This window comes from Nitrospira sp. CR1.1 (assembly GCA_014055465.1).
Lineage (GTDB): Bacteria > Nitrospirota > Nitrospiria > Nitrospirales > Nitrospiraceae > Nitrospira_A.
Map to the genome: position 1 here is coordinate 1 of WIAF01000019.1, position 15,092 is coordinate 15,092.

The window sequence follows — 15,092 nt, forward strand, 5'->3', positions numbered from 1 at the left end:
GCCCATGCCGCCGAAGTTCCCGCCGAATCCACCTTGCCCGCTGCCCCAATACTGTCCCTTTCTGATGCGGCCATAAGGATGTCTGAGGTCCGGACGGCTCAACCACCAAAGAAACCACAGCGCCCCGCTGGCCGTGGTGACGGTGATCCAGAACCCCAGCCCGCGGAAATGCGCCCTCTTCGTTGTCCCGACACGGATCTCCTGCGACACAGAGGCCAAGGCTACGACCGTACGATACAGCCCTTCGTCGAAATGCCCGTTCTTAATCGCGGGATCGAGATACTCGTGTCCGACCCTGCCGACCACTTCGCCGCCCATCACCGGAATCATACGCCGTCCCATGGTCACGGCCGCCTGCCGTTCCTGCACCGCCAACAGGATCAAGACCCCATGTTCGTCCTGGGCAGAACCGATGCCCCATTTCTGATAGAGGCCCATCGCATAATCGTTGGCTGACGGATAGGGTTTCAGCGCCGGCACAGTGACCACGACCATCTCCACTCCGGTCTTCCGTTCGAGATCCTGGCAGACCGACCGGATTCTGGCGCGCCACTCCGCATCGATCACGCCGGCATGGTCACTGACATACCCTTGCGGGTCATAGTTCGGAACTGGTTCCCGCGCCCCAGCAGTCGAGGCCGCTATCCAGAACCATGCTGCCCAAAAGCAGGCAACAAGACTGATTGAACGAATGGATCCACGGTTCATCGCGGTGTCACCGTCCCGTCCGCCGGATCAATGCGATCAACGCGTCAAGATTCCCCGCATACCGCTCGAACAACCGCGGCACCTCCACCGGCCCGGGAGAAATGATTCCGCGCTTCAATTCCAACACATCACCAAGCCCGGCGAGGTCGAGCCCCGTCATGCTGCGAATGGCCCTGAGTAACGCGTCGGACTGATACAGTGCCGGTTGCCCGGCCAACCGTTGCACACCACGCAAACAGGGCAGTAGCGCCGTCAACGACAGCGGCAACAACATGGTCATCGCTTCCTCCGTGCCCCCGCCCTCGATAAACCGCTGCCGCAGCCGCACCAGATTGCCTTGGATTCCCTGTTGCACCTGGTAGGCCAAATGCGTCCGGTCGATATGAAGGCCAATGAACGGATCACGCCCCCAGAGCACGCGGTGTTGTTCCTGAATTTCCAGATATTCGAGCGGAAACACCGTTCCTGGCTTTGTGAGCTCAGCCTCGGTCACCAGCAGCGGAACGACGAATTGCTCGCGGCTCCAGCGCTTATGGGCCTTCGCATACCGCGCCATCCCCTCCCGCTCGTAGCCGGAGAGCATCAAGAGAAGATTGAGATTGGAACGGCCCGGCAAAAACTCCCCGCCCACAGCGCTTCCGTAGAGGAGGATGCCTTCCAATTGCGAGCCGAGCAATGCCGTTGTTTCCTTGACGTATCGCTTCAACAGCTCCTGAACCTCGGTGGGGATATCGAGTGCGGTGGGTTGGGTCACAAGCACCTCTGCTGTATTGCTATGGAATTCATCAGGCTCACTCTCCTTCTGCCTGTATACCATTCGGAGAATACATGCCCGTCACACCGATCACAACAGAACACATTGAAGAGGAGGCTCAAAACGTTCGTCCAGCAAGGCCGCAGCCAAGTGAAGAGCCGAGGCGTACCCTCGCGGTACGTTGAGGGTCTGAACGAGGCGAGAACACCGCTGGCGAACGTTTTCAGCCTCCTCTCAGGTGGGCGCGCGGGTCTGGCAAGAATCCCGCCGCCATCACCCGATCGAGCAGGGAAAACGGCGGACGATGCCGCAGCCCGGCGGTGGTAGACAGCACGCAATATCGCAGTCGCGCATTGCGGTCGAGCGTTCGAAACACCCGGTCTCGCAAATAAGCCAGCAGCGGATTGCCGGTATTCCAAAATCGACATTGCTCATCGGCCAGCCGCTGCAACATGCTCACCTGCGGCCGCCTGGCGACTTCGAAGGCGCGTAATGCCTCAGCCGATAACGTATTATTTTTGAGCCAGCTCGGAATGAGATCCGCCACCGTCACCGCATCCACCATCGCTTGCATGCGCCCTTGAGACGCATGGGGATTCATGGCATGGGCGGCATCGCCGATGAGCAAGGCGCCATCCGCCACCCAGCGATCCGTTTTGACACGTCCCGTCGGCATATACCCCGTCTGACTCCAATCAACCAGACCTGCGACGATCGCTCCCATGCCGGGATCGATCCGCACCCAGGCTCGCCGTAACACATCCAGCCCCTGCGCTTTCACCGCTTCATATGAACCGGCCTTGATCATATAGAAGACATAGACCTGTTGCCCGGCAGCCGGAAACAATCCCAGAATCTCACGTTTGCCCACCAGATACCGCGCCTCATCGAATCCCGGTGGAGCCTTGAGAATCGCAATGAGATAACTTTCCGGATACCGGTGGAGATCCGCGGAGATGCCGAGGCACTCCCGCACCTTTGAGAACGCACCGTCCGCTCCGACAACCAGGCGCGAGCACACCTCGATCGGCTCACCGTGACGGGTCGCCTGCAAACCGACGACGCGACTGCCCTCGAAGCGAAGTCCGGTAAAGGTGGCATCGTACCAGAGCCCGCCGGGATTCTGTTTCTCCAGCGCATCGAGAATGGCATGGTGCGCCACATTCGGCAACGTCACCACTGCGCGATTGTAGGGAGCGGGAAGGTCCCTGTAGTCCACCGTGCAGAGCCGTTCGCCCCCCGATCGGCAAAAATTGAACCGGTGAACCGACCGAACGGCCTGAGCCGGCAGTGTGTCGAGCAACCCGAGACGATCAAGCACTCGCTGGCCGTTCGGCTGAAGAATTTCACCGCGCAGACCCTGCGGAGGCCCGGCAGCCCGTTCCAGCACCAACGAACGCACACCCTTCTGCGCGAGCAGCAAGGCCAGAACGGCACCCCCGCCGCCCGCACCGACAATCGCCACATCCGTTTCAATCATGGCTCGCCCCATGCGCAATCCCTTACTCAGTCCAGACGACGAATCGTTCCTGGTCGTTCCACATGGCCAAGAATTTTTCACGGGATTTGGCCGTCAAACGCGCATCGGTAATGACGTCGAGCCGCTCATCATTGTACCGATTGCCACTCGTCGTCTGATTCGCTGAACCGGAGGTATTGATGCGATCGTCGATCACCACCTGCTTGAGATGCATCAACGCATCATGCCGGTTGATCCTAATGGGCACGCCAGCCAGCCGCAGGGTATTCACGGCGCTCCGCTGTTTCGGATCCGTGAGACGTTCGCGGTCGGTGATCACCCGGACATCGACGCCGCGATGTTTCGCCTCCACCAACGCCTTCACCACCGACGGCGCCGTCAACCCATAGACCGACACGTAGATATATTTGGTCGCCCGGTCATACAAATGAACGACTCGATCAATGGGCCGATCCTCTGGCGCATAGTAGACCTCAATCGTGGCGGAGGCATAGACCGGCAGCTGCGTCAGAAACACAAGGCCAGCAACAATCAAGGCGATGAGGCAAGAGAGATTCCGGTGAGTCGCGCTGAGACTGGCAGGTTGCAGAGAGCCGACACTTTGCCCCTGCGAAATCGATATATCACACATTGGAGGTCACGAGTATATATTCCCGCCGGATGCTCAAAACGTTCGCCCAGCAAGGCCGCAGCGAATGAAGATCTGAGGCGTACCCTTGCGGTACGTTGAGGATCTGAATGACGCGAGCACGCCGCTGGCGGAGGTTTTCAGCATATCCCGCTGAACCGATCACTCGAGGTCAAAGAGCGTTCGAAAATGGTCGTCGGATTCGGCCCAGGCTTGAGGTGAGGTCGTGGTCAGCCAATCTCGCAAAAACCCCTTCTGTTCCGCCGTCAACATCTGCTTGATCTGGTGCGTGCGCCCTTGCAACGGTTGCAGAAATCCCGCGCGAGTTTTGAAATCCAGCGTAGCGGTGCGCACATACATATTCGTATACATAGTGGGGCGTTCGTCTTCGCCTTCCCCCTGCACCCATACAGAGAGGAACTTTTCCATTTGCAATCCGGCGCTATCCAATGCCGGCTCAGCGTCGTCATGAAACAGCTCGTTCTCCGACTCTTTCAGCGGAGCCGCCTCATGCGCGCGGAATAAGAAATTTTTCTTCCACATACCCTACCCTCCAGACCGGCGCATACTGTAAGCTAGGCATGGTGAAAGTCAAGAAAGCGGCCGTCCTTATCACATGACTCCGCAGCAGCCTCCTCCTCTCGATCCATAGAGGGTCCGTTGCCTTGACAACATAAGAACGCGTTTGCTAACTTCTTGAAATTATTTAGCAGTTTGCTGCAAGTCACGGTGAGCTCATCAAAACAGTGAGCACCTACACGTAAGGCGCACCAAGAATCCCTTGTGACAGGGTGCTCAAAATGGCCGGCCAGCGAGGCTGCAGCGAACGAAGGGACGAGGCGTACCCTGGCGGGACGTTGAGAACCTGAGAGATGCGAGAACGCCGCTGGCGGACATGTTCAGTATCCTGTCGGACTCTTACCTTCTCAGGAGCAGATATGCAGGTGATGATCAATGGCAAGGCGGAAGAGATCGCAGGCGGTACGGTCCTGGATCTGTTGAAAGCGAAAAGTATCGAGCCGCAAATGGTCGCGGTTGAAGTGAATGACACCATGCTGGAACGGACGCACCTCGAGACCACTCAGTTGAAAGACGGCGATCATGTGGAATTTCTCTTCTACATGGGCGGTGGCCGGTGACCGTCAAGGCTCACGCAGATATTACGGAGTTGATCGGCGGTACGCCGTTGGTGCGCCTCAACCGGTTGAGCAAACCTGGCTCGGCAACGATCTATGCCAAGGTTGAGTCGTTCAACCCCGGCGGAAGCATTAAGGATCGTATCTGCCTCAACATGATCAACGAGGCGGAGCGGCTGGGTAAACTGAAGCCAGGCGGGACCATTGTCGAACCGACGAGCGGCAATACCGGCATCGGCCTGGCCTTGGTCGCAGCGGTACGAGGTTATAAACTGATTTTAGTCATGCCCGAAAGCATGAGTATGGAACGTGCGAGCCTGTTATCCTCATATGGCGCGCAGCTTGTCCTCACGGCGGCCTGGGAAGGGATGAAGGGCTCAATCAAGGAAGCGGAGAGCATCGTTGCACAGAATCCTTCGTACTACATGCCGGACCAGTTCTCCAACCCGGCAAATCCGGCGATGCACCGCAAAACGACCGGTCCGGAAATCGTGGACGCACTGGATGGACGAGTGGACGCCTTCGTCGCGGCCGTCGGCACCGGCGGAACGATCACCGGCTGCGGAGAAGTGATCAGAGAGCGAAATCCGGCGGCAAAGATCGTGGCGGTGGAACCGGCCGGCTCACCCGTCTTGTCCGGCGGAGATCCGGGCCCCCACAAAATTCAGGGTATCGGCGCCGGATTTGTGCCCAAAGTGTTGAACCGGACATTGCTGGATCGCGTGATCACGGTCACCGATGATGAAGCCTATCAAACGGCAAAGTTGCTGGCGAAGAAGGAAGGGCTGCTGGTCGGCATCTCCGCCGGAGCCAACGTCTTCGCCGCGCAGAAGATCGCCGAGGAATTGGGACCGGGCAAGAATGTCGTCACGATTCTCTGCGACACCGGCGAGCGGTATATCAGCATCGAAAAGTATTTCAACATTTGACCTGTTGGAATGAATGAATGAGGGGGATGCTCAAAATGGTCTCTCAGCAAGGCCGCAGGTGAGAGGAAACCGGAGGCGTACCCTCTGGGTACGTTGAGGATTTCCTCGAGCCGAGAACGAAGCTGAAGGCCATTTTAGCGTCCGAAAGATTTTCAACATCTGAGCTCGGTTCAGATTACCTAGGGAGAGGAGGCTCAAAAGCGTCATCCAGCAAGGCCGCAGCGAGTGAAGGACCGAGGCGTACCCTTGCGGTACGTTGAGGGCCTGAACGATGCGAGAACACCGCTGGTGACGGTTTTCAGCCTCCGTCGGACATGGAATTTACAGAAACACAAATCAACCGCTACAGCCGCCACATCCTCCTGCCGGAAGTCGGCGGGAAGGGTCAAAAGAAGATCATCCATGGGAAGGTCCTCATCGTCGGAGCCGGCGGCCTTGGGTCTCCGGCAGCCCTATATCTGGCCGCGGCAGGGATCGGCACCATCGGCCTCATCGACAGCGATGTGGTGGATCTGAGCAATCTGCAGCGTCAGGTCATTCACCAGACACCGGACGTAGGCCGCCCCAAAGTCGTCTCCGGCAAGGAGAAGATTCAGGCGCTCAATCCCGACGTGAACGTGGTGATGTATGAAGAGCGACTCACGGCGGGCAATGCTCTCAAAATTATCGGCGGCTACGATGTGGTCATCGACGGCGTCGATAATTTCCCCACGAAGTTCCTGATCAACGACGCCTGCTATTTTGCCGGCAAACCCCTGGTGCACGGCGGCATTCTCCGGTTCGACGGGCGCGTGACCACCATTATTCCGAAGAAGTCGGCCTGTTATCGGTGTGTCTTTAAGAAGCCGCCACCCGAAGGACTCGTCGCATCCTGCCAGGAAGCGGGCGTCATCGGCGTGTTGGCCGGCATCATCGGCACGATTCAGGCTACTGAGGCGCTCAAGCTCATCCTGGGCATCGGCCGCCCCTTGACCGATCGCCTGCTGGATTTTGATGCGCGACGCACCCAGTTCAGAGAAATCCGCATTAAGCGGAACCCCGATTGTCCGCTGTGCGGCGAACGGCCCACGATGACGGAGCTGATTGAAGACGGCGACGTCGGCGGGCCGACGTGCGCGCTTCCGGGTCAACGTAACTTGTAGCGAAGGTGTCTCCATGTCGAAAATGAAAGCGCTCGTGTGCCGGGAATGTGGGAAGGAATATCCACCCAAAGCCATCCACGTCTGCGAGATGTGCTTCGGCCCGCTGGAAGTGAAATACAACTACGACGAGATCAAGAGCACCATCTCGCGGAAGAAAATCGAACAAGGCCCGAACAGCATGTGGCGTTACATCGACCTGCTGCCGGTCGAGAGCACCGCGATCATCGGCCCCCATGCCGGGCTGACGCCATTGGTACGGGCGAAGAATCTCGGCGCGCATCTGGGCATCGACGAACTGTATATCAAGAACGATACGGTCAACCATCCGACCCTGTCGTTTAAAGATCGGGTCGTGTCGGTCGCCCTCACACGCGCGCGGGAACTCGGTTTTGAAACGGTGGCCTGCGCGTCAACCGGCAATCTGGCGAACTCCGTCGCCGCCCATGCCGCCGCTGCGGGAATGAAGTGTTACGTCTTCATCCCGGCGGACCTCGAAGCCGCCAAGGTTCTCGGCAACCTGATTTATAAGCCGAACGTGGTCGAGGTCGAAGGCAACTACGACGATGTGAACCGGCTCTGCAGCGAAATCGCCGGTGAACATGGCTGGGCCTTCGTGAACATCAACATCCGCCCCTACTATGCGGAGGGGTCGAAAACGCTGGCCTTCGAGACGGTCGAGCAACTCGGCTGGCGCACGCCGGACCAGGCCGTGATTCCCATGGCCTCGGGCTCCCTGCTGACGAAGATCTGGAAGGGCCTGCACGAAATGCATGCGCTCGGGCTGGTCGATCAGGTCCGCACCAAGATCAACGGCGCACAGGCCGAAGGTTGTTCCCCCATCGCTACAGCCTTTAAGGCCGGCCGGGACTTCTTCAAGCCGGTCAAGCCGAAGACCATCGCCAAGTCACTCGCCATCGGCAACCCGGCCGACGGCTACTACGCCTTGAAAGCCACCGCCGAAAGCAAAGGCGCGATGGATGCGGTGACGGACGAAGAGGTCGTAGAAGGCATCAAGCTGCTGGCTCAGACCGAAGGTATCTTTGCCGAAACGGCGGGCGGCGTGACAATCGGTGTCTTGTGCAAACTCGTCAAGCAGGGGCTGATCAAGAAGAACGACGTGACCGTCGCCTACATCACGGGCAACGGACTCAAGACCCAGGAGGCAGTCGTAGATGCCGTGGGGCGTCCGTTCCGCATCCAGCCCAGCCTGGTGAACTTCCAAAAAACATTCAAAATGGGAAAGAACAGTGGTGGTGACTCATGATTAAGGTTCGTATTCCAACGCCCTTGCGTCCGCTCACGAAAGGCCAGGGTGAGGTTGAATCCGCGGCAGCCAACATTGTGGACATGATCGGATCGCTCGATGCCGCCTATCCCGGCCTGAAGAACCGGCTCTGCGATGAAAAGGGCGACTTGCGGCGCTTCGTAAATATCTACGTCAACGAGGAAGATATCCGCTTCCTGAACGGGAAAGAGACCTCGCTGAAAGACGGCGACGAAGTGTCCATCGTTCCCGCGATCGCCGGAGGATAACCATGACCAGCTTACGATTTCACATTCGTTTTCCCGAGAATAAAATCAAAGAGCCGATCATTTATCAAATCGGACATGAGTTCAAGGTGGTGACCAATGTCCGCCGCGCCGATGTGCGGGAGACCACGGGATGGATGGATCTCGAACTCACCGGCGAGACGGAAGAGATCGAACGGGCCATCGACGGCATCCGGACCAAAGGCTGCGTCGTGGATCCGATCGAACTCAACGTGGTGGAATAACACGGCGTAACGCGTAGATCGTGGCGCGTAGGTCAGCGTACCTCCTAACCCCTTCACGCTTCACGAACGACGAGAGACCAGTCGAATGGAATTTACCGAACAACAAATACAGCGATACAGCCGGCACATTATCCTCAACGAGGTGGGCGGCAAGGGACAGGTCAAACTGTCAAAAGCCAAGGTGCTGTTGATCGGAGCCGGCGGGCTCGGATCACCTGCGGCCCTCTACCTGGCGGCAGCGGGAATCGGTACGATCGGTCTGGTCGACGGCGATGTGGTGGACTTGTCCAACCTGCAGCGTCAGATTCTGCATACCACCGCCACCGTTGGAGTGCCCAAGGTTGAATCGGGACGAAGGATGCTGTCGGCCATCAACCCCGACATCACACTCAAGACCTATCAACTGAACGTCGATTCTGAGAATATTCTTGGGCTCGTGTCCGACTATGACATCGTGCTAGACGGCTCCGACAATTTCACCACGCGATTCCTGGTCAACGATGCCTGTTTCTTTGCAAAGAAGACGCTCATTTCCGCCAGCATGTTCCGGTTTGAAGGCCAACTCACGAGCATTAAACCCCATGCCGGCTTCCCCTGCTACCGCTGCCTCTATCCCGAGCCGCCTCCGGCCGGTCTGGTCCCGAACTGCCAGGAAGCCGGTGTGTTGGGCGTGCTGGCCGGCACCATGGGCATTCTGCAGGCATCGGAGGCGATTAAGGAAATTCTCGGCATCGGTGAAACGATCGCAGATAAGCTGGTGATCTACGATGCCTTGGAAATGAAATTCCGCAAGGTGTCCCGCCCGAAAGATCCGCGTTGTCCTTTGTGCAGCGCCACTCCGACGATCAAGGACCTGGGCGGAGATTACAGTGTGGCCTGTACTATCTGACATGCCTGATCTGTCGATTCCTCAGTATATCCTTGATCAAATCGTCGCCCACGCGCGCGAATTGGCCCCGTTCGAATGCTGTGGTCTGCTGGCCGGTACAAACAAGACCGTCACGCACCTCTACCGCATCACGAACATCGTGGCCGCCGAAGGGGCGGAAAAACTCTCCACCTTCGATGAGGACAAGGTCGCCCATCTGGAGCGGCTGTCTCCGGAAGAACGGGCGGAGATCGCCTTTGTCATGGATATGGGAGACTTTTCCGCCGCCAAGAAAGACATTCGCAAGAATGGCCTGGACCTTCAGGTGGTCTATCATTCACACCCGAAAGATCCGGCGCGGCCGTCGCACACCGACATCAAGATTGCCACCGACTACGAAGAAATTTGGCAACGTATCAATCTGCCGGTTCCGGCCTATCTCCTCGTTTCACTGATGCACTCCCCCGCAGCAGACATTCGCACCTATTGGATCGCCGGCGGTCAAGTACGTCCCGCCGACATCCATATCATGTAGCCGTTTCTCTACGCCGCCGATTCCAGCCGATTCCCTCTCCCAATCGCTCGGCAACGATGCCCTGGCGCCGCCTTCGCCTCTGCCTTATTCAAGAGGTCTTCCTGTCACGAGGCTCCGCCATAGCCTCGCGCGTCTAGCAGGATGCGGAAAAAGTCCACCAGCGGCGTTCTCGCATCGTTCAGCGGCTCAACGTACGACACGAGTACGAGTCGCCGCTTCACTCGCTGCGGCCTTGCTGGATGGCCTTGTTGCGCATCCTGCCTACTATCCTGATACCAACACGCCACGTGAGCTGATCGCGGCGTAGCGTGCAAAAAATGAGTTTTCCCGCAGCCTGCTAGACGTGCGCAGATGACGAGCCCGGGAGGCTCAGCCGCCTTTCAGAGAACTGAAGATCGATCGGACACCGGGAAGAAAGATAAACGACAACGCCCCGCTGACTGTGAGGAACAGCAGAAGAAGCGCAACGGAGAGGCTGAGCTTGATCAGTGCGCGTAGGCAATAGAGACCTAGCACTACCGCAACCGCGAGGATAATGAGAGATGGAATCTCCATGGTGAGGTATAGAACACTTCTACGCTCTTGACGGGCATGATTCAAGAGTGCGGCTCATACTCACGTGCTGCTTGCTCGCGAACTTCGACAGCAAACCCCTCGCTTTCTTGGATAGGTGGTGAAGGTCGCACCTGAAATAGCGGCGGCGCAGGCTATCTGGGTATGCCTGCCGTGAGAAGTGGTGGTGGTCGTTGCGGCTCATATTGCGACGGCAGGCACAGTGGTGGCATACTCCGTCTTTGTACTTTCTTTTGGGAAGGGAGTATTCAATGCGATTGCTGCCCGTACTTATCGCCCTCATTGTTTGCTTGGCCGGCCTCACAAACCCTGGAGCAACCTCCGCGGCTGAAAAGAGCTATTACAGCCCCATCATCAACGTGGATGCTGAAAACAGCCGCATTCTGATCTCAACGCTCGGCGCAGTGTTCTGGGTGGAGGTGCCGGAAGAAGCCCGCCCGCATATCGAGAAACTGCCGCAGTCGGGATTGGTGGATATCGTGGTGGAAACGCGCGAAGGCCTGCCCCCGCTCCTAAAAACCTGGAAGGTGAAATCCGGCGAATCGACCTGCCTGCATTTCGACGGGAAAACTTGCAAGTAGTCTTCGCGGGTATGCAAGAAGGCCATGCTTCCGGCTATCCATCCGGGTGAGCAGCGGCGCTTTCTGGATGGGTGCTCCGGCGCTTGGCAAGGGCGCGAGGCGGCTACTCTGAACTCCCCAGCATGTCGTCGATAAGCGGACGATTGATATCCGTGCAGCCCATACAAATCGTGTCGAACAACGCTTCATGATCGGCGATAAAGTTCCTCGCATCAGGCAACTTTTCGGCATAGACCTGATCGAAGCAGGTCTCGCACAACATCATCAGCCCGCGTGAGACGGATACCGTCTTCCGGCCTATACTTCCAGGCATAACGAACTCCTCCCTATATCCGCACCCGGTGCGCGCGACCGCGCTACACCGACCCCTTTTGCCGCGCGATCCAGAAATCTTCAGGCTCTAGATCAATCCCGCACACCGCACACTCATATATCGATTGCCCTTGGGGCAGCGTGATTTCTGTCCGATCGATTCGGCCCCGGCACACGTGATAAAACCGCCCTCTGGCATCCTCATTGTCGAGCGGATCATTCTCGTATATCAGCACCATATCCATTACTCCCTTGGATCATCATTCATGAAGTCTAGGCAACCGTAATACTTGATATTCAATCGACTCCCGGATATTGACCGCGTATTTCTTATACCTATTCGTCAGGATGCTCAAAATGGCCGTCCAGCAAGGCCGCAGCGACGTGAAAGAGCGAGGCGTACCCTTGCGGTACGTTGAGCTCTTTCACGATGCGAGAACGATGCTGGCGGACTTTTTCAGCATCCTCCTAGATTTTAAATTGAGCTTCATACAGCCCCGCATACACCCCGCCGCGTCGCATGAGCGCCTCATGGTGGCCTTCCTCGACGATCGTCCCATGCTCCACAACGATAATGCGGTCCACATCATGCAGCGTCGCCAGGCGGTGCGCAATAATGAAGGTGGTGCGTCCCTTCGTCAGATCGTTCAGGGCTTCGCGGATTTTGACCTCGGTCTCGGTGTCGATATTGGACGTCGCCTCATCGAAGATCACAATCGGCGGATCCTTAAGCAGTACACGCGCAATGGAGACCCGCTGCTTCTGTCCGACCGACAGTTTTACGCCCCGCTCCCCGATCCAGCTATCATACCCATCCGGAAGCCTGGTGATAAAGTCATGTGCGCGAGCCGCACGGGCCGCCGCTTCCACTCGCTCATGGCTGGCCGACAGGTCGCTGTAGACGATATTCTGCCGCACCGTCCCGTTAAAGAGAAAGGGCTCCTGCTGCACCAGGCCGATCTGTCCTCTCAAAAACGCCACCGGCAGGTCCCGGACATCGTAGCCGTCCACCAGCACCGCGCCGCTCCGGACATCGTAAAACCGCATCAGGAGCTTCAACAAGGATGTTTTCCCTGCGCCGCTGGGACCCACCAGCGCAATGCGCTCCCCGGGTCTGACGGTGAGATTCACATTGGATAAGACCGTGCCTTCTTGCCGGTAGCCGAATATCACCTGCCGATACTCCACTGCGCCGTTCAACCGTTCGACAGGCCGCACCGCGCCAGGCCGATCCTCGACCTCCGCTTTGGTATCGAGAATTTCGAACACGCGCTCGCTGGCTGCCAGGGCATGTTGCAGCATGTGGTTCAGCGAATGAATTTCGTTGATCGGCGTATAAAACAACCCGAGATAGGACAGGAACATGACCAGTTGGCCGACCGTCAAATTGCCGGCCATCACTTCCTGCGCTCCATACCAGAGAATGAGGACTGTACCGGTACTGCCGACAAACACCATGCCCGGCCAATACCACGACCACAGAAACATGGCCCGCAAACTATTCTGGCTGTAGGTTTGGCTGAGGATTTCAAAGCGCTTCCGTTCGTAATCATGCTGATTGAAGCCAATGGTCTCCTTAATCCCCGACAGGGCATCTTGCAAGTACGCATTCAGATCGGCCACGCTCTTGCGGAGCTCGGCATAGTACTTGTGTACGCGCTTGGTAAACCAGGCGGCGCACACGATCAGGATCGGAATGGGCAACAGCGACAACAGCGCCAATTTCCAATTCAGGAAAAACATCATGATCGTGATACCGACCAGCGTAAGGGAGGCGGTCAGCAACCCTTCGAGCCCGTCCACGAAGATCCGTTCGACATGTTCGGTATCACTCGTCACCCGGGTCATGATCTCGCCGGTCGAACGATTTTCGAAATAGCTCAGCGACAAGCGTTGCAAGGCGCCGAATACTTGCATACGCAGCGTGTGCACGGCCTTTTGCTCGAGCAAATTGTTAAACCGCACCCGCATCGAACTCATCAGGTTCCGCAAGACATAGGATCCCAGCAAGGCGCTCAGCACCCAGGTGAGCATCTCGGGACGTTTGGCCTGGATCACATCGTCGATGACGACTTTGACGAGATACGGCGGTACTAGTTCCAACGCCGTGGCGAGCCCCGCACAGACGAAGGTCACGACCGCCAGCATCCGGAACGGCTTGAGGTAAGACAGGACGCGTAGGAGCGAGTTCACAACGACTCAGCGAGGCGGAACGGATCAAATGACACTGGCCGGTTCCTTTTGCCAATACTTCTGAAACTCATCCATCTGGGTCAGCGTGGAGAAGTCGGTCATGCGGTCGATGAATAATTTTCCGATGAGATGATCCAGCTCATGCTGGATACACACCGCGTACAGCCCGCTGGCTTCAAGATCAAGCGGTTTGCCCTGACGGTCCAGTCCCGTCACGCGCACAATTGATGGCCGGGTCACCTTGCCGCGTAATCCGTCGACACTCAGACACCCTTCCCAGCCCTCAACCTGCTCGGGCCCGTAAAAACGAATCGTCGGATTGATGAGTACGGTCTTGGGAAACCCGCCTTCGCCGGGGCAATCCATGACGACGAGTTGCTGCGACCGGCCCACCTGCGGGGCGGCCAACCCGATGCCCGGTTCGTCATACATGGTTTCAAACATGTCGTCGATGAGCTGCTGAAAGGCCGCTTTCTTTATCTCGCTCGGGGATACCGACAGGGACTGCTGCCGGAGAATCGGATTGCCCAGTTTACTGATTGCCAATATGGCCATGGTTCACCCTTGTCTCTCTGCCTGCACGCGACCCGCCCGGGCCGCGCAATCATTGCCTGCTCTGTACCTACCACGGCTTTTTGATGCTGCGCAACCGCCTCGTCCGTCCCGACGTCAACCGGCTTGCTTGCGGCTCTTCGGGTCAGGAATCTCAAATGTCTCCTTCGATTGATTCCACCATTCGATCCATTCCTGGGCCCAGCTCTGGCGGTCCTGCTTGTTGGACGCATCCCAGTCGTGGAACTCTGTCTCGTGCCGGGTCAACATCCATAACGATTGGACCGCGGACATGGCCACAAACTTCTCCTCGTCCCCCAGCAGATCAATCAGTGGTTGGATCACCTCCTTGCGGCGCACATACCGCGCTTCGAACGCCGCCGCCTTGCGGATCACCGAATTCGGATCCTTGGCCATGGCCTCAATCGCAGGCGGCGCCTGCTGAGGATCGAGCCGCACGGCCACCCGCAACGCATGCTCACGGATACGTGGAATTTCCGTGGTCGATTTCGCCGCTTCCAGCAACGCCGGCGTAGCGGCGGGAGCTTTGATCATCGACATCGTCTCGATGGCATTGTACCGGATGCGAGGACCGGTCATCGTCAGCGCCTTCGTCAATACCGGGATCGCCGGTTCGCCCAGGTGGACAAATTCTCCCATGGCCCAAAATTCCTGCTTCCCCTCCAACAGCGGCAACAGCGATTCCGCCCGCTGGAGCTCTTCCGGGGTCAAGGCCTTGTTGTTGGGCGCCACCGACACATCTGGGACCGTTTCCGGCTTGGGCGGTGCTTCATACGGCATTTGCACCGGCCACACCATGGCGGCAGACCAGCCCGCCTCCGGCGTCATTCCCAACAGGCCCAGGAGAATGAGACCCCGCACCACCAGTTGACGCTTGCTCTGTTGCCCGGCTCCGATCATCATCA

The 15,092-nt window shown here is 57.9% G+C and carries 19 protein-coding genes; 9 read left to right on the forward strand and 10 right to left on the reverse strand.

What is annotated here, in order from left to right:
• The 5 genes from GDA65_19805 to GDA65_19825 form a co-directional block, all read right to left on the reverse strand.
• On the reverse strand, positions 1–708 hold a 708-nt coding region (locus tag GDA65_19805), incomplete at its 3' end, for a hypothetical protein (GenBank protein MBA5864931.1).
• A 7-nt stretch (positions 709–715) separates the two neighbouring features.
• Complete coding sequence (locus GDA65_19810) at positions 716–1,462, reverse strand: hypothetical protein (protein MBA5864932.1); 747 nt, start codon at positions 1,460–1,462, stop codon at positions 716–718.
• 223 nt (positions 1,463–1,685) lie between these two features.
• Positions 1,686–2,954, reverse strand: a complete 1,269-nt coding sequence (locus GDA65_19815; protein MBA5864933.1) for a monooxygenase — start codon at positions 2,952–2,954, stop codon at positions 1,686–1,688.
• Positions 2,955–2,964: 10 nt separating this feature from the next.
• Positions 2,965–3,573 carry a hypothetical protein gene (locus GDA65_19820; protein MBA5864934.1) on the reverse strand — a complete coding sequence of 203 codons (609 nt, stop codon included), beginning with the start codon at positions 3,571–3,573 and terminating at the stop codon, positions 2,965–2,967.
• Positions 3,574–3,732: 159 nt separating this feature from the next.
• Entirely contained in the window at positions 3,733–4,113 is a 381-nt protein-coding gene (locus tag GDA65_19825; protein MBA5864935.1) for a hypothetical protein, read from the reverse strand.
• Positions 4,114–4,508: 395 nt separating this feature from the next.
• Here GDA65_19825 and thiS point away from each other — a divergent pair, with 395 nt between their 5' ends.
• The 9 genes from thiS to GDA65_19870 all read left to right on the forward strand — a co-directional run bounded on the left by thiS (position 4,509) and on the right by GDA65_19870 (position 11,109).
• Complete coding sequence (thiS, locus tag GDA65_19830) at positions 4,509–4,709, forward strand: sulfur carrier protein ThiS (GenBank protein ID MBA5864936.1); 201 nt, start codon at positions 4,509–4,511, stop codon at positions 4,707–4,709.
• Positions 4,706–5,635 (forward strand): cysteine synthase A, encoded by a 930-nt coding sequence (gene cysK, locus GDA65_19835; GenBank protein ID MBA5864937.1) that lies wholly within the window; start codon positions 4,706–4,708, stop codon positions 5,633–5,635. The genes thiS and cysK overlap by 4 nt, the downstream gene beginning before the upstream one ends.
• A 314-nt stretch (positions 5,636–5,949) precedes the next feature.
• Positions 5,950–6,777, forward strand: coding sequence for a molybdopterin-synthase adenylyltransferase MoeB (gene moeB / locus GDA65_19840; protein MBA5864938.1), 828 nt, complete (start codon positions 5,950–5,952; stop codon positions 6,775–6,777).
• A gap of 13 nt (positions 6,778–6,790) precedes the next feature.
• Positions 6,791–8,041 (forward strand): threonine synthase, encoded by a 1,251-nt coding sequence (locus tag GDA65_19845; protein ID MBA5864939.1) that lies wholly within the window; start codon positions 6,791–6,793, stop codon positions 8,039–8,041.
• Positions 8,038–8,310: a MoaD family protein gene (locus GDA65_19850; GenBank protein ID MBA5864940.1), complete on the forward strand. Its 273-nt coding sequence runs from the start codon at positions 8,038–8,040 to the stop codon at positions 8,308–8,310. Before GDA65_19845 ends, GDA65_19850 begins: the two co-directional genes overlap by 4 nt.
• Positions 8,311–8,312: 2 nt before the next feature.
• Positions 8,313–8,552 carry a FeS-binding protein gene (locus tag GDA65_19855; GenBank protein ID MBA5864941.1) on the forward strand — a complete coding sequence of 80 codons (240 nt, stop codon included), beginning with the start codon at positions 8,313–8,315 and terminating at the stop codon, positions 8,550–8,552.
• A gap of 85 nt (positions 8,553–8,637) precedes the next feature.
• Complete coding sequence (gene moeB / locus GDA65_19860) at positions 8,638–9,441, forward strand: molybdopterin-synthase adenylyltransferase MoeB (protein MBA5864942.1); 804 nt, start codon at positions 8,638–8,640, stop codon at positions 9,439–9,441.
• A gap of 1 nt (position 9,442) precedes the next feature.
• The gene (locus tag GDA65_19865) at positions 9,443–9,955 is read left to right on the forward strand and encodes a hypothetical protein (GenBank protein MBA5864943.1); all 513 of its coding nucleotides are present in this window, start codon (positions 9,443–9,445) and stop codon (positions 9,953–9,955) included.
• Positions 9,956–10,779: 824 nt separating this feature from the next.
• Positions 10,780–11,109 (forward strand): hypothetical protein, encoded by a 330-nt coding sequence (locus GDA65_19870; protein ID MBA5864944.1) that lies wholly within the window; start codon positions 10,780–10,782, stop codon positions 11,107–11,109.
• Positions 11,110–11,212: 103 nt separating this feature from the next.
• Here GDA65_19870 and GDA65_19875 read toward each other — a convergent pair whose 3' ends face one another.
• The 5 genes from GDA65_19875 to GDA65_19895 form a co-directional block, all read right to left on the reverse strand.
• On the reverse strand, positions 11,213–11,422 hold the full coding sequence (locus GDA65_19875) for a hypothetical protein (GenBank protein ID MBA5864945.1): 210 nt from the start codon (positions 11,420–11,422) through the stop codon (positions 11,213–11,215).
• 43 nt (positions 11,423–11,465) lie between these two features.
• Positions 11,466–11,660 carry a hypothetical protein gene (locus GDA65_19880; protein ID MBA5864946.1) on the reverse strand — a complete coding sequence of 65 codons (195 nt, stop codon included), beginning with the start codon at positions 11,658–11,660 and terminating at the stop codon, positions 11,466–11,468.
• A 229-nt stretch (positions 11,661–11,889) separates the two neighbouring features.
• Positions 11,890–13,569: an ATP-binding cassette domain-containing protein gene (locus GDA65_19885; GenBank protein MBA5864947.1), complete on the reverse strand. Its 1,680-nt coding sequence runs from the start codon at positions 13,567–13,569 to the stop codon at positions 11,890–11,892.
• Between the two features lie 69 nt (positions 13,570–13,638).
• Entirely contained in the window at positions 13,639–14,169 is a 531-nt protein-coding gene (def, locus tag GDA65_19890; GenBank protein ID MBA5864948.1) for a peptide deformylase, read from the reverse strand.
• 114 nt (positions 14,170–14,283) lie between these two features.
• Positions 14,284–15,087, reverse strand: coding sequence for a HEAT repeat domain-containing protein (locus tag GDA65_19895; protein ID MBA5864949.1), 804 nt, complete (start codon positions 15,085–15,087; stop codon positions 14,284–14,286).
• Positions 15,088–15,092 lie beyond the last annotated feature (5 nt).

Excerpts from the sequence above, each read along its gene's own strand:
- GDA65_19815 (MBA5864933.1), bottom strand. The coding sequence starts at position 2,954 with ATGGGGCGAGCCATGATTGAAACGGATGTGGCGATTGTCGGTGCGGGC.
- GDA65_19865 (MBA5864943.1), top strand. The coding sequence starts at position 9,443 with ATGCCTGATCTGTCGATTCCTCAGTATATCCTTGATCAAATCGTCGCC.
- GDA65_19885 (MBA5864947.1), bottom strand. The coding sequence starts at position 13,569 with ATGCTGGCGGTCGTGACCTTCGTCTGTGCGGGGCTCGCCACGGCGTTG.
- GDA65_19845 (MBA5864939.1), top strand. The coding sequence starts at position 6,791 with ATGTCGAAAATGAAAGCGCTCGTGTGCCGGGAATGTGGGAAGGAATAT.
- moeB (MBA5864938.1), top strand. The coding sequence starts at position 5,950 with ATGGAATTTACAGAAACACAAATCAACCGCTACAGCCGCCACATCCTC.
- GDA65_19870 (MBA5864944.1), top strand. The coding sequence starts at position 10,780 with ATGCGATTGCTGCCCGTACTTATCGCCCTCATTGTTTGCTTGGCCGGC.
- GDA65_19875 (MBA5864945.1), bottom strand. The coding sequence starts at position 11,422 with ATGCCTGGAAGTATAGGCCGGAAGACGGTATCCGTCTCACGCGGGCTG.
- GDA65_19895 (MBA5864949.1), bottom strand. The coding sequence starts at position 15,087 with ATGATCGGAGCCGGGCAACAGAGCAAGCGTCAACTGGTGGTGCGGGGT.
- moeB (MBA5864942.1), top strand. The coding sequence starts at position 8,638 with ATGGAATTTACCGAACAACAAATACAGCGATACAGCCGGCACATTATC.
- def (MBA5864948.1), bottom strand. The coding sequence starts at position 14,169 with ATGGCCATATTGGCAATCAGTAAACTGGGCAATCCGATTCTCCGGCAG.
- GDA65_19850 (MBA5864940.1), top strand. The coding sequence starts at position 8,038 with ATGATTAAGGTTCGTATTCCAACGCCCTTGCGTCCGCTCACGAAAGGC.
- thiS (MBA5864936.1), top strand. The coding sequence starts at position 4,509 with ATGCAGGTGATGATCAATGGCAAGGCGGAAGAGATCGCAGGCGGTACG.
- GDA65_19820 (MBA5864934.1), bottom strand. The coding sequence starts at position 3,573 with ATGTGTGATATATCGATTTCGCAGGGGCAAAGTGTCGGCTCTCTGCAA.
- GDA65_19855 (MBA5864941.1), top strand. The coding sequence starts at position 8,313 with ATGACCAGCTTACGATTTCACATTCGTTTTCCCGAGAATAAAATCAAA.
- GDA65_19825 (MBA5864935.1), bottom strand. The coding sequence starts at position 4,113 with ATGTGGAAGAAAAATTTCTTATTCCGCGCGCATGAGGCGGCTCCGCTG.
- GDA65_19880 (MBA5864946.1), bottom strand. The coding sequence starts at position 11,660 with ATGGTGCTGATATACGAGAATGATCCGCTCGACAATGAGGATGCCAGA.